Annotated in this window: 9 protein-coding genes and 2 pseudogenes; 2 read left to right on the top strand and 9 right to left on the bottom strand. The window is 41.7% G+C overall.

The annotated features are described in order from the left end of the window. Nucleotides 1-25: 25 nt before the first annotated feature. Entirely contained in the window at nt 26-766 is a 741-nt protein-coding gene (locus MHH57_RS12410; protein WP_340957565.1) for a DeoR/GlpR family DNA-binding transcription regulator, read from the bottom strand. Between the two features lie 668 nt (nt 767-1434). Continuing rightward, nucleotides 1435-2217, bottom strand: a complete 783-nt coding sequence (locus MHH57_RS12405; RefSeq protein WP_341070843.1) for an MBL fold metallo-hydrolase — start codon at nt 2215-2217, stop codon at nt 1435-1437. Nucleotides 2218-2620: 403 nt separating this feature from the next. Between MHH57_RS12405 and MHH57_RS12400 the strand changes: the two genes are divergently transcribed. Next, nucleotides 2621-3172, top strand: a complete 552-nt coding sequence (locus MHH57_RS12400) for a GNAT family acetyltransferase (protein ID WP_029515242.1) — start codon at nt 2621-2623, stop codon at nt 3170-3172. A 157-nt stretch (nt 3173-3329) separates the two neighbouring features. Here the strand turns inward: MHH57_RS12400 and MHH57_RS12395 are convergent, their stop codons facing one another. The 5 genes and pseudogenes from MHH57_RS12395 to MHH57_RS12375 form a co-directional block, all read right to left on the bottom strand. Further along, nucleotides 3330-3722, bottom strand: coding sequence for a tautomerase family protein (locus tag MHH57_RS12395; protein WP_029515243.1), 393 nt, complete (start codon nt 3720-3722; stop codon nt 3330-3332). 35 nt (nt 3723-3757) lie between these two features. Next, nucleotides 3758-4848 (bottom strand): annotated as a pseudogene (locus tag MHH57_RS12390) (DUF561 domain-containing protein). A gap of 163 nt (nt 4849-5011) precedes the next feature. Then, a complete protein-coding gene (gene murI, locus MHH57_RS12385; RefSeq protein ID WP_342435139.1) occupies nt 5012-5800 on the bottom strand; it encodes a glutamate racemase in 789 nt (262 codons plus the stop codon). Nucleotides 5801-5873: 73 nt separating this feature from the next. Further along, a pseudogene (locus tag MHH57_RS12380) lies at nt 5874-6988 on the bottom strand (YbfB/YjiJ family MFS transporter). A gap of 281 nt (nt 6989-7269) precedes the next feature. Beyond that, nucleotides 7270-8118 (bottom strand): alpha/beta hydrolase, encoded by an 849-nt coding sequence (locus MHH57_RS12375; protein ID WP_340932238.1) that lies wholly within the window; start codon nt 8116-8118, stop codon nt 7270-7272. A gap of 133 nt (nt 8119-8251) precedes the next feature. Here MHH57_RS12375 and MHH57_RS12370 point away from each other — a divergent pair, with 133 nt between their 5' ends. After that, nucleotides 8252-9127, top strand: a complete 876-nt coding sequence (locus tag MHH57_RS12370) for a LysR family transcriptional regulator (protein WP_341070841.1) — start codon at nt 8252-8254, stop codon at nt 9125-9127. Between the two features lie 155 nt (nt 9128-9282). On the opposite strand, the gene MHH57_RS12365 is transcribed toward MHH57_RS12370, so the two are convergent. Together MHH57_RS12365 and MHH57_RS12360 are read right to left on the bottom strand one after the other, a co-directional pair. After that, nucleotides 9283-9564 carry a PTS glucose transporter subunit IIA gene (locus MHH57_RS12365; RefSeq protein ID WP_340933924.1) on the bottom strand — a complete coding sequence of 94 codons (282 nt, stop codon included), beginning with the start codon at nt 9562-9564 and terminating at the stop codon, nt 9283-9285. Nucleotides 9565-9653: 89 nt separating this feature from the next. After that, complete coding sequence (locus MHH57_RS12360) at nt 9654-13655, bottom strand: GH32 C-terminal domain-containing protein (RefSeq protein ID WP_342435138.1); 4002 nt, start codon at nt 13653-13655, stop codon at nt 9654-9656. Nucleotides 13656-13689: the final 34 nt, after the last annotated feature.

The following is a 13689-nucleotide window of genomic DNA, read 5'->3' as shown; positions in this document are numbered from 1 at the left end:
GCCCATGCTCCCTTGCGATTTTTTATCACTTTTCTTCCTCAAGCACCTTGATAACTTCTACTCCGCTATCCTGCAACATCAGCAATGAATGCTTCGGGGCATCCTGATTTGTAATTAGAATATCAATTTCGGAAAAATTCAGACCTTTAAACGGGCTTGTTAAATTAAATTTTTTGAAATCGGCAAGTAAAAATACTTCTCTGGCACGCCTCGATACCAGCTTTTTAACTAAAGCATCATCACGGTTCGCAAAATACACTCCGTCTTCCATAATGGCGGCAGCTCCTAAAAAAGCTTTGTCAAAAAAAACATCGTTCAACTGCATAGCCGTGTCGTAGTCATAAAAAAAACGGTTTTCATGATTAAATTTGCCCCCGAGCAAATTTATGTTAATTTCACTTTTTGCTGATAAAGCTTCTGCATTATCCAACGAGTGTGTGTAAACCGTCAGATTCTTGTCCAATTGCCCACAGAGCAGTTGAATGGTAGTCGATACATCCATGAAGCATACATCTCCGTCAGCGATATGCTCAGAAGCTGCTTTTGCAATAAGCATCTTTTGCTTTGTTGCTGAGGTTACACGTTCCTTATAGGCTCTTATTTCTTCTTTTAATAAGGGTAAGGCAATACCTCCATGGGTTCTGATAACCCCCCCTTCATGAACAAGCTTAATAATATCCCTTCTTGCCGTATCTCTCGAGATGTTCAATAAATCGCAAATTTCCGAATTTGATAATTGGTTACGGCTTTGGAGATACTCCATAATTTTTAAAAGTCGTTCCTCTTGGTAAATATAACCCCTCCCCCTTTCCCTATATTCATCATAAGCGATTACACGCTTTTTGTTAAGTGTTTATAAGTGTTTTTTAAAAGATAAGCAAATTGCTTATATTGTGTATTTCACATAGCAAGTCCCCGGTCCGCATGCACATCGCATTAAGAGTCCAGGGACTTTATTCATTTTGCCTATTTATTGATAAATTCAATCTTTTGACATCTGCAGTGTCGGTTTTTACTTTTCGTAGTTGCGTGTTTCTCGCACGTTTAGTTTGAAGTGGATTGATTATAAAATGCTTGCACTCCTCGCGTATTAAAATAGGAAACTAATCCACATCTAATCCTACAACCGGCTCCATAACACACTCCCTAATATTAAAGTTGCGGCCACTCCCACGATGGTTCCCTCATAGCTTCGCTTGTGATACGAGATCCCTGTCTCAACCAGCTCAAACATGGTCATTGAGGGCAGTGAGAGAACTGTTTTCACGACGGGCCCGCCCCAATAAAGTCAACGTTCTCTCGGCTACCGCCATCATATGGTGCCTAAGAAAAAAGGCCAACCAGAAATCTCTGATTGACCTAATAACACGAAATAAAGTCCTAGACTGTCGCTATTTTATTGAGCTAACGTTTCCCGTTAGTTTGACAAGATTATTAGAACTGAACACTAAATCCGTTGAATTTATGAATCCCAGTTCCAAATTTGACGAGATCATGTTCCCTCAGAAATTTAACTGCAATTTTTACTTCATCTAAAATTATTGGATTAAGTCCTAATGTATTGTGAGAACCGTATACCATTTTGACGTTGGGTATTCTTGCAATCTTTTCTAATGAATTCACTAAATCGACAGGGTTCGTTGAAGGATAAAAGGCATATATTGGCACTTCATCATAGAGCAGATCGCCAGTAAATAAATACCCTTTTGTTTCATCGAAAACTGAAATATGGCCAGGAGAATGTCCTGGAGTGTGATATATAATTAATCTTCTGTCCCCTAGATCGAATATATCACCATCCTTCAACAAACCTGTCGGCTTTCCTTTAAAGGGTTGGTATGTATCCGGATTAAACCTTTCTGGAGTAGGCAAGGTTATATCTCTTCTAATATTCTTCCTGATTTGCTCTATTGTTAAGCCTTGAATCCCGTTAATTAGCCAGTCTTCATCTCCTTTATGGACAAAGATCCGTTCAAATTCGCCATGGTTACCTATGTGGTCAGTGTGGACATGTGTCGTAATAACTTTTAGAGGTAAAGATGTCAACTGCTCTGTTATTCTTTTGATACTATCAATCCCAAGCCCTGTATCAATTAATACCCCTTCTTGATCTCCCAATAATAAAAATGAATGTACTTTCTCCCAATGTCCGTATTCACTAATTGCGTATGTATTATCATCAATCCGTTGCACTGTAAACCAAAGATCTCTAATCATAGAAGCCTCCAAATTAGATTCTTTACGTCTTCTAAATTATACACTTAGCATTGAAATTTTGCCCGTTAGCTTAATGAAGCATCGTCAGTCTAAAACTTTATTTTCTTTTACCCGCCGCGATCTAATAACTAACTCCATTTACTTATTCGTCAGGGGCTACACTAATCTGCAGTGGGTCGATCTGAAAATCCTCTCCCTCCTGGGAAAATTGTTAAAAAACTTTTCCAATGTTCCCTTGTAAGACAGGTAGGATAATAGAAATTCCAGTCGCTCTCCCCCTGTTAACGCTCTCCTGATCATAGTGTAGCCTTCCTCTCGCAAAAACCTACAACTTAAAATGGTTGCAATATGTCGAATGCTGAAGTAAAGTTTTTTTAAGCTCATTTCATATAGGAGGATAACAATGATTTATAGAAACGCTACTGTTGATGATATATCTGCTATAGTGGAATTACAAAAAAAATATCACATTACAACCATTAGTGAAAAAGACAAACCTGATGGCTTCGTAACAACCTTATTTACAGAAGAACAATTTAAGGAATTAATTGAAAAAGAAAATGGAATTACGATTGCATGTCATGACCAGAAGATTGTTGCTTATGTGATGGCTGCCTCATGGAAGTATTGGGCTAAGTGGCCTTTTTTTCAATTTATGATTGACGATTTGAAAGATACAGAATATAAGGGAACTACGCTTTCTACTGAAAACACTTATCAGTATGGGCCAATTTGCATTGATATGGATTACAGGGGGACGGTAGTACTCCGAAAGGTTTTTGATTTTTCCAGAATGCAAATGAGTAAAAAATATCCGATATTGATAACTTTTATAAACCACATCAATCACAGATCATACGCTGCCCACACCAAAAAGCTTGGTCTTGACGTGATTAAAAGCTTTGATTACAACAATAATACTTACTATGAATTGGGTTGTTACACATCAGAATGATTGGATGTAATTGTAATTTTGGACCATCCATAAGCCTATTTTACCATCTCAATACCAAACCTCATGGAAATCGCCCTTCAACTAGCCTACTAGGCCAGTTGAAGGGCGATTAGAATTAGAGATATTACCGATTAAGATCGAAACGACTAGCATTGAATCAGCTTAACTTACCGGTCAAAAATTGTGCCTCCCCCAGTCCAAAACTCCAATCATCATCATTATTTTCAACAATAGATACCATTAAATCGGTTGGTGCGATGCCGCATTCAGCTTCTAACCTTTCAGCCAGCAAGGAATAGAGCTTTTGTTTCTTCTCTTTTGGCCGGGCTTTGCTTATTATGGAGAGAATAACTAGACTATCGGTACGGTTAAATCCTAGCCCAGTATCCTCAATAATCATATGGTCCGCCGGGTGTTCGTGAATGATTTGGTAACGATCTCGCTCAGGAACGTCAAAAGCTTCCACAACAACTTGGTGGGCAACATCCAAAAGTTTTTTCAGGCTTGCTTTATCTCGTCCTTTAATAAGATCAAAACGAAGTAATGGCATTTTAACTTCCTCCCTTTAATAAAAATTATTTTTCCCTATTTATTATCAACCATTCTAATAAAAGAAAATTTCCGGACAAGAACACTGGCTTGATCGATGGTTTGTTTTACAATTGAAGCGGCAGGTTGGTCGCCTGCTAACCGAAGACCCTGTCCCGCCCAAAGTGACATGTACTCGGGGTTGTTCGCTTTTGCAGCCGCTTGGCGAATGTCCCGGGTCATCGCGTTTTGAATGGGGTAAGCCGGGATTGTTCCTGGGTACTGATGCATGTCAATCATAAATTTTGTTTGAATGCCTCTTGAAGCTCTTCCAGAGTAAGCACGTGTAATTTCAGTGGAGTCCTCATTTGACGAGAGGATTTTCTGTTTGTACGTTTCATGGGCGCCGCTCTCGGGGCAGGCTAGAAACGCAGTGCCCATCTGTACTGCAGCGGCTCCTAATGTAAGGCTTGCTACAAGTCCCCGCCCATCCATGATTCCCCCTGCTGCGATGACCGGGATCAACACATGGTCAACGATCTGCGGAACAGTAGCCATAGTGCCTATCAAAGCATGGGAAGGGTCTTTCATGAAGGTCCCCCTATGCCCGCCTGCTTCGCTCCCTTGAGCCACAATTGCATCTGCGCCAGCTGCTTCCAATTGCTTGGCTTCATCAACAGTTGTTGCAGTTCCAATGATGAATATTCCATGCTGTTTCATGGTTTGGATCACGTCTTGGGATGGTACGCCAAAAGTGAAACTAAATACAGGTACACGCTCCTCCAACACTACCTGTAGCTGCTCCTCAAATGATTCTGAAAACTTCATAAGAGATGGATTTTGAGCAGTGCCAAGTTTGATGCGGTATTTATTCAGATAATCTGTCATCCGGTAAATTGCTTCTTCCGAATCTTCTGATTGCTCAGTCACAAACAAGTTTACTCCAAAAGGCTGGTCCGTTCGTTGCTTGATCTTTTGGATCTCGCTACGGAGCTGCTCCGGTGTTAAGTATCCGCCCCTAGGTTGCCTAGCCCACCGGCATTTGAAACAGCCTCTACTAATTCGGGCGTCGAAACGCCACCAGCCATCGGCGCTTGAAAAATCGGGTATCGAATTTTAAGAGCACGCGTCAAATCAGTCTCAAACACCTTTAAAAACCTCCTTTTATTGAAAATTAGACGAACTCGTGCCTCCAAAAAAGGACAGACCCTAACCTCATGCCGAATATATTGGGAAGGTCATACTGGCAGCATGACACCAACGACTTGCAGGATCAGCGCAATAATCAATGATAATAAAATCTCAGACTTTTCAATTATATTCGTTAATAGCATCCAATCTTTTGAACAGTTTATTAAACTCTTTTAATTTAGCCTTATCCTCGACTTTGATCCCTGAACAATAGAAAGAAATATTACCGTTGCCTTCATCTAAAGAATTCATTTCTTCCAGTGCTTTTTTTAGATTTTTTGCAGTACCATTATTTCCATCAATTATATTAACATCCGATGAAAATAATTTTCTAAATATATCTTTATAGTAAGAAAAGTGAGTACATCCTAAAACAATAGTTTCATACTTACTTAAATCATATATAGATAATTGTTCTTGAAGATAAGGCAGCACTATTTGCTCGTTAAACTCAAAACTTTCTGCAAACTGAAGTAATTTCGGAAGAGGTAATAAATCAACAACATGTTCGTTATCTAATTTAGTAATAAGATTTTGAAGTCTTTCTTCCCTTAGAGTCAAAGCAGTAGCAGTTACTAAAACTCGTTTATCTATATTTTTTTTTGATTTAACAGCTGGTTTTACGGCAGGCTCCATACCAATGATTGGAATACTGTATTTTCTCCTTATTTCTTCGATTGCTGTGCTTGTGGCAGTATTACAAGCAATCACTATCGCTTTTACTTTTTGCTGGCTAATAAATTCTATAGCGTTTAAAACATACTTTTTAACTTCATCTTTCGTTTTGTGCCCATATGGAACATTTAATGTATCTGCGTAATACATATAATCTTCATTAGGTAAAACTTTTAATGTATCATGCAATACAGTAATGCCTCCAATACCAGAATCAAAAAAACCTATTTGCATTTTTTATTCCTCCAATAAGGAATCAATTCACCAATTCCATTTGTATCTGATTCCAAAGCAAACTGCCCAGGATCTAACTAAGCTCTTGACCAGGATGAATGTGAGCATGGTTTAAATTTCCTACCGCTCCTTTTTGACTTGAAATGACTGCACCGGATAGCGATATTATAGCAGCAACAACAAGCACCAAAGCGGCAAGAAGTAGTGATAGGTTGTAGCTATGCGCCATTTCCAACACGATTCCGGCTCCGATTGGACCGAGTATTTGACCTATGCCATAAAATCCTGTCATCAAAGCAATTGCTCTACTACCACTGGATGGTCTAGACATACGAGCCGCGGCGAGAGCAAGCATGGAAATGCCCATAAAAGTGCCTCCAAAAAGGACAGATCCTAACGTCACGCCGAATATATTGGGAAGCCATACCGGCAGTATGACCCCAACAGCCTGCAGGATAAGCGCAATAATCAATGGTTTGATGTAACCGACTTTACTCGCCCACCAGGACCAGATCACTGTTGATGGTACCGCCGCTATCCCAACGATAATCCAGCTAAAGTCAGCAAAAATCGACATATGAGGCATTTGCTTAACCATTGCTACAAGAAACGTCGCGCTTACAATATAACCTAACCCCTCGAGTCCATAAGCAATAAGTAGCCAGCCGAAAATAGATGGATTTTCCGCTGATGAACTCAGGGATTCAGCATTTTGAGTTATAGGTTTCGGCTCTTTATCGTGGATAAATGACCAAACGGGTATGATAAGGATGATACTAATGATCAAAAGGCCGATCCAAGGCCCCCTCCAAGTGAAAATGCTAAGAAAAGGCGTAAGTAAACCAACTAAAACAATACCAACGCCAACTCCTCCGTAAAATATACCTACCCATTTCTCACGCTTATCTGAAAACAACGCGTCCAACACTAAACTTGATGATAGAACGAAAATAAGGCCGCTGCTAATTCCAGCAAGAAAGCGCAAAATCATCCACCATAAAAATGATGAAGGATTCCCATAAGTCCCGTTAAAATGATGCAGAGTACCAATTGCATCCGAAGATGATAGGCTCTTCGGGATCCCCAGGTTATGAAACCTGCACCAAAGGCAGCGATAAGGTAACCCAAGTTATTACTCCCTGCCAAATATCCGGATTCCGTAGCGGATAGATGAGCTTGTGATTGCATCAATGGAAGTATGGAAGTATATGAAAAACGTCCGATTCCCATTGCAATAATGAGCATAACTAAACCACCGATCATGGTCTTTGTGGAATTAAACAATTTCGCATTTTTAGCTCCTGAATTCTCCATGAGACTGACCTGTCACCCTTCTAAATTCAATTTACCTCTCAATACATCAATTAATATGAACATAAATCCTAGTTAACATTAAAAAAATCAATTCCTATAACAAGAAATGACGGTAGAAACCATCCGGGATTTACCAACTTTTGAATCTTCAAATTCTATTGTTTTCCTAAAAAATCCAACATTAGTTCTCCAATTTCATATGCATGTGTTTCCAATGCAAAGTGCCCAGTATCTAATAAATGAATCTCGGCTTTAGGTAAATCTTTCTTAAAAGCCTCAGCACCAGCCGGAATAAAGGAAACATCATTTTCACCCCAGACTGCTAGCAAGGGCGGCTGATATTCACGGAGATATTGTTGAAATTCCGGGTACATTTTTACATTATTTTGGTAATCGAAAATTAAATCCAATTGTTTCTCATCATTTCCCTGCCGGGACATATAAGCAATATCAAGAGTATAGCCATCTGGGGAAACTTGGCTTTCCTTTGTTCCATCAACATATTGGCCCTTGATTGTGTTAGGCGCAAATGCTGTCCTATAACTTTCCCTTTTTTCTTGTGTAGGATAACGCCAATAATCTTCTCGTGCCGCCCATTTTCCTCCTAGTCCTTCACGATAAATGTTGCCATTTTGGCTTATTATTGCTGTTACACGTTCTGGATGGTGCTTGGCAATGCGAAAGCCAATAGGGGCTCCGTAGTCAAAGACATATAACGCATATTTAGTAAGCCCTAGTTTATCGATGAAAGTTTCGATAATTTCAGTAATATGGTCAAATGTATACTGGAAATCTTCTCTGTCAGGTGATGAGGAATTCCCAAACCCCGGATAATCAGGAGCAATTAAATAGTAGTCTTTTTCTAAAATAGGTATTAGCTCTCTAAACATATGACTTGCGGATGGAAAGCCATGAAGCAATAAAATGACTGGCTTGGTGGGATTACCAGCCTCACGATAAAATACGTTTAATCCTTCTATCTCTAATGAATGATAGGCCCTCATACTATAACCTCCTGTTTTCTTCATAAGACCTGCCGCTCACTAAACTAATTGTAACTCCTCACAAATATCGTGTAAAATGAATTTATACGATTTGTAATATCAAAATTATCAATAATTAAATGGAGGAATGACGGTGGACATCCGAGACTTGCAGATTTTTCTGGCGGTTGCGAACGAAGGAAGCATTACCAAAGCAGCCGAAAAAATGGAATATGTTCAGTCGAGTATAAGCATCCGTATCCAGCAGCTTGAAAAGAAACTGAAAACAGCGTTATTTCGTCGTGGCCGGCAAGGGGTTCGGCTCACAACATCCGGAGAGACACTCAAGTCCTATGCTGAGAAAATTGTCTTTCTTACTCAAGAGGCAGAACGAGTCGTGGCAGATAACTCGATCCCAAGAGGCCCGCTTCGGATCGGATCGCCTGAAACCACAGCTGCGATTCGCCTACCATCTATTCTCACTGATTACCATAAATCCTATCCAGAGGTGGATTTGGCATTAAAAACTGGAACGACGGAAGAACTTATCCATTTAGTGTTGAAATACGAGTTGGACGGAGCTTTCGTAGCTGCGCCAGTTGATCATGCTGAGCTCGATATTACTGAGGTAGGGGTTGAGGAACTTGCGCTTATATCGGGAGGACAATTCCCCTCAATAGATCAGCCTGAACATTTGCAAAATCTGACTTTACTAGTATTTCGTGTTGGGTGTTCATACCGACGAAAACTCGAGGATTGGTTACATTTGCAAGGAATTATTCCTGCTAAGATCATGGAGTTCGGAACATTGGAAGGAATCCTTGGATGTATTCATGCTGGTCTCGGAGTATCCCTTTTACCTCGCTCGGTGGTTGAAAGAGCCACGGTTCAATATAACTTGCGATCTCAAGAAATCTCGGAAGAATTCTATAAAGTTCCGACTCTATTCATACGTCGTAAAGATACTTATGAAACTGCAGCTATATCCGAATTTATCCGGATTTCAAGACAGAGGTTTAATCTTACTTAACCTGCCATCGAAAGTTATCGAAAATATCCTACATTTTAGAGCACCATATTAACGAGAACAAACCATACTGTGTAATAAACTTATAGAAACCGCAGCCTTCTAGCGGATACGGTTTCTATAGGATCATATTTCATTAATCCACTGAATGAAGGATATCATCCTTTAGCTTCTTCAGAAGTTAATAGTAACAATTGATTCGAGTTTGGATTTTCAAAATTGACTTGGACCTGATCATAATTAAATGAATTCGTAACAACGATCATTACTGTTGGATCATAGCCTGCAGCTACGATTTGCTTCAAATCAAACTCAACCAATTTGTTACCAATCGTAATTTGGTCGTTTTCCCTCACTACAGGTTTGAAATGCTGTCCTTTTAATTTTACTGTATTAATGCCAATATGAATCAAAAGCTCAATTCCAGAATCAGATACAATACCGATGCCATTTCGAATGATAAGCTATTTGACTATTCGATTTGCTTGGAGTGACTACAGGACTCACGGGTATTCTGTATTAACAAGAGTCAGTTGTTAGTTTTCTTCTTTACCTGAACAGGTACATTAAAATCATCGACGTTAATATGTCCAAACCCGCCTTTGGAGTGGTCAACCACCTTTATATAAAGCTCCTCCCCGATATAATCCGTCGCATCCCAAATCTTACGTTGATATTCCTCATAATTGGTCGCTGTCTCTTTAAATAACTCTTTGTCGTCCGACGCCCGAACCAGCGCAACATACAGACGATCTATATCCCGGCCTCCGCTGATAAGGAAGTTGATCTTACCGTTCCCACCAAGGACGAAATTTTGAGATCTTAGCGCTCCTGTTAAGCTGTCGCCGCCGGCTTGCTCGTTGAAGCCCCACAAATGGTAGCTGCCCGGAATTTTATGCGACGGGTTGAAGAAAATGTTGTCCCAGAAGAACTGGGTATTGGTCACATGGACATTCTGGAAGGCGTCTCCTTCCGTCATCCATCCTGTTAAGTCGCCCGTAGCAAAATCATGGTTAGGCAGCTCTGTAATATCCTTATACACAGAATTATCCCACTTATCGGGTACATAGACCGGAGCAGCCGGTTTACCCGTTAAGGCATTCATATCCCATACTTGCATGGATTTGATATTGATATCGCCATCGGCCCAGATCTGTAAGCCTAAGGAGTCGTATCTGCCTACATAGACACGAGTTGTCAGCTTCTTCTTGTAATTTGCAAAGGCTTCAATGACCGAGCGATCAAGAAAGATATGGAGTTTCAAGTTCTCTCCTTCAAGATCTACATATCCTCCTTGAATGCCGTCTACACGCACATCCGGATCAATGCTGCTCTTGGTTCGATCCACATTAAACGTCCCGTTCTTCTTGTCGTAGTAAATGAGCGTCTCTTCTTGGCCTTTTTCCGAGCGTCGCACCTTGAGACCAAATTTCTGGGCTTCACGCGGATCAATCTCCATCACAATCTCTAGCATGTCGCCTTTGACATTCTTAATCAATTGATTGGCACTCTCCAAATTTTTGTCCGAAAAATCAACCCATTTTTCCCCTCGAAGGCTCTGCAGTTCTTTAATCGGTTCGATATGCAATTTATCATGCTTATCGAGGCTTAGGGAAACCGGCAAAGATAAATTATGAGCCCATCCAGATTGATATTCGGCTTGCGGTGTTCTTACATTTTGCACCATAGAGAATACGACCGTTCTTCCGTCGGGTGTGACCAGACCGCTCTCTGCGGTTAAATAGCCGTCACCTACATCCATTTTGGAGGGTGCCTCCTGATCAGGAATAAATTTAAAGTTATCCCGGTCCCAGGTCCCGATCCAGTAAAAGACCTCAACATCTCTTTGCACATCGTTCGCTGGAGGAACATGCTCCGGCTTTTCATGGGGATTAATCATGAAAATATATTTTTGCTTGCCCGTACTATCCGTGCCTAACGGCAATAACACTGGTAGCTCCCATACCGTACCCAACTCCGGATAACGGCTTCTGTCACTAACGTATAACGGCCCCTTATATTTCCAATTGTACATATCATCGGATACATACACCAAAGCTGTGCCGCTGCTGAAGTCTGGAAGACCAGATGTCACTAACTGATACCACTTGTCCACCTCTTTGTCGTACCATACAAACGGATCGCGGAACTCGTTGTGGATGCCTTTTCCGTTCTGCTCCGTTACCGGTTTAGGATATTTCTCCCATTTTTCCAAATAGGGATCGGACAAATCCGCCGGAGTTGCCAACCCTGTTCTTTGGTTCGGCGACAAGGAGTCGTTGCCAGCGGTATAGAACAGAACAGGATTGCCGTTTCGATCATACGCTGCACTGCCTGACCACGTGCCGTCCGGATCTAGGGTGCCCGCTTCGGGCGCAAGAGCAGGTCTTACATTTTCCCAGTTCACCATATCGTCACTCACCCAATGCCCCCAGTGGATTTGATGCCAGAATGGACCTTGCGGGTTATGTTGATAAAATAAATGGTATTTGCCGTTATAGTAAATCGGTGCATGTGCTTCATTCATCCAGTTTTGCGGAGGCATCGCGTGGTACTGGGGTCGGTGCTGATCTCCGTCAAACACACTTGGATCCTCATCAATGTCCGCATTCGGAATTTTCGGAATTGAACCTCCATGAAGCGCCTTCACGCTCTCATATCCAGCAAGTATCTCCTGGTTCGTAAGGGCTTTATTATGCAGCTTCACTTCATCTAGGAGTCCGCTGAACATATTGAAGGAGAACACCCCTGCTAACTCTACAGGTTTATTATTTTTCCCGATGATCAGGCTTTCGGTAGATGGTGTGATCGGAACGTTGACGGGGGTTGCTTGGGAAGCCACTTCCTCACCGTTTAGATATAACTTAATTTTTCCATCTTCTTTACTGAAAGTAGCGGCCACATAATTCCACTTGTATTTTTCCAACGGGTGATCCTTTACCCATACCTGAATCCACTGACCGCCGATGCCTACTTGCATCGACCATGTACCGTGCCGATACATACCAAGAGAAAAGCCTTCCGCTTTATCCTGGTCGGATTGGTTTACGATCGCAGACAGCTTGTTTCCGTCTCCCCACTCATAGCTACGCGGTGCAACCCAAGCTTCGATGGTTAACGCGTCGCTTACAGGCACAGTAACGTTTGCATTGACCTCAATATAATTCGAGTATCCATCGAACAATAAGGCGCCGCCTTTTATTCCACGCGGAGTCCATCTCGGATCCTTCGATGCCATATACCTGGCGTTGTTAAATACATAGTTCACATCGTGCCTAAGATTGTGTACTTTCTCCAACGCTTTCTTTCCTGCGCCTTCATCAAGGTTTAAGTAGAAAATAGTCCCCCTACCACTTGCTTGGAAACTATCAACGGCAATGCTGGCTTCATTGGAATGATCGACAACCTTTACATAGAGCTTCTTGTTGTAGTGTTCTTGCACTTTCCATGAGATTTTCTCGTTCGCGCTGACATTCCCGGTTTTCATAAGCAATGTGTTGCTGTTCGCATCGAAAAGTGCAACATATGCATTTTCCGGTTTGAGGATATCCAAAACAGTAAAATTAATTGTTCCGGTTCCCTGAAGCGTGAAAGTATTAGAAGTGATGGAGCCCTTTCTTTGCAGGGAGGATTTGGCATAAAAGTTCCCTTCTTTGCTCGCATGAGCTTCATCAGTCACTTCAAAAGCATCTTCCTCAACCGTCCAGCCATCGAGATTTCCGGTTTCAAAGCTTGGATTATCGATTTCATAGCGCTTGAAATCCGGCTTGATATCCGTCGCAACAATTCCTTCAGCTGGCTCCGACTCATGGTACATGGAGAATGCGTCCGCAAAAATGACTCCCCAATCCGAGGTTGCATTATCGACGACCTCCACATACAGTTTCTTGCCCAATTGTGTGGAAAGATCCGCCTTGTATTGCACCATATTGGCAAGCCGCATGCCCTGCGCAGGATCCGGGAAGCCAACGTCGGCGAATGCGCTATTTCCGTATCGGGCAATAACTTGTCCCGTATCGACTTCCACAATATTTATAAATACCTTGTCTGGGTTCTTTGCACCGCCAAGCTTGAAGCTGATCCAGCCGCTTCCGCCCAGCTCGAAAGTGCTGGAACGAAGTACACCTGTCGCAGATTCGTCATACTTCCAGCCGTTTAAATGATAAGCTCCTTCCTGGTTATACGGTATTTTTTCTGCCCACCAAGTCGTTTCGTCGGTTACGCTATTCGGACCGAACGCATCGCCTTTGATAACGGTCCATCCCGTCAAATCTCCTGTTTCAAATCCAGGATTCCGGATTTGATAGACTGAATCTGTAACTGACAATCCCATGTCATTCTTAGGAATATTCTTGATTTGATAAATCGCATCCGTAACCGATGATTTCACATCATTCTTAGGAATGAGCGTTTCTCCAGCAACAGTTCTATTTTCGGACGCGACAGAGATTCCCGGAACAACAAGCTGGAGCACCATAGCCCATATAACCATTCCCGATATCCAACATTTTCCTCTTTTGACTTTCCTCATTCTCGAGCCTCCTTCGAAACTTGTTATACTTGCG

The sequence above is a fragment of the Paenibacillus sp. FSL H7-0442 genome, from assembly GCF_038593105.1.
GTDB lineage: Bacteria > Bacillota > Bacilli > Paenibacillales > Paenibacillaceae > Paenibacillus > Paenibacillus polymyxa_D.
The sequence above is the reverse complement of the archived record's forward strand: the minus strand, read 5'-3'. Positions and strand labels throughout refer to the sequence as shown.

Excerpts from the sequence above, each read along its gene's own strand:
- MHH57_RS12405 (WP_341070843.1), bottom strand. The coding sequence starts at position 2,217 with ATGATTAGAGATCTTTGGTTTACAGTGCAACGGATTGATGATAATACA.
- MHH57_RS12400 (WP_029515242.1), top strand. The coding sequence starts at position 2,621 with ATGATTTATAGAAACGCTACTGTTGATGATATATCTGCTATAGTGGAA.
- MHH57_RS12395 (WP_029515243.1), bottom strand. The coding sequence starts at position 3,722 with ATGCCATTACTTCGTTTTGATCTTATTAAAGGACGAGATAAAGCAAGC.
- murI (WP_342435139.1), bottom strand. The coding sequence starts at position 5,800 with ATGCAAATAGGTTTTTTTGATTCTGGTATTGGAGGCATTACTGTATTG.
- MHH57_RS12375 (WP_340932238.1), bottom strand. The coding sequence starts at position 8,118 with ATGAGGGCCTATCATTCATTAGAGATAGAAGGATTAAACGTATTTTAT.
- MHH57_RS12360 (WP_342435138.1), bottom strand. The coding sequence starts at position 13,655 with ATGAGGAAAGTCAAAAGAGGAAAATGTTGGATATCGGGAATGGTTATA.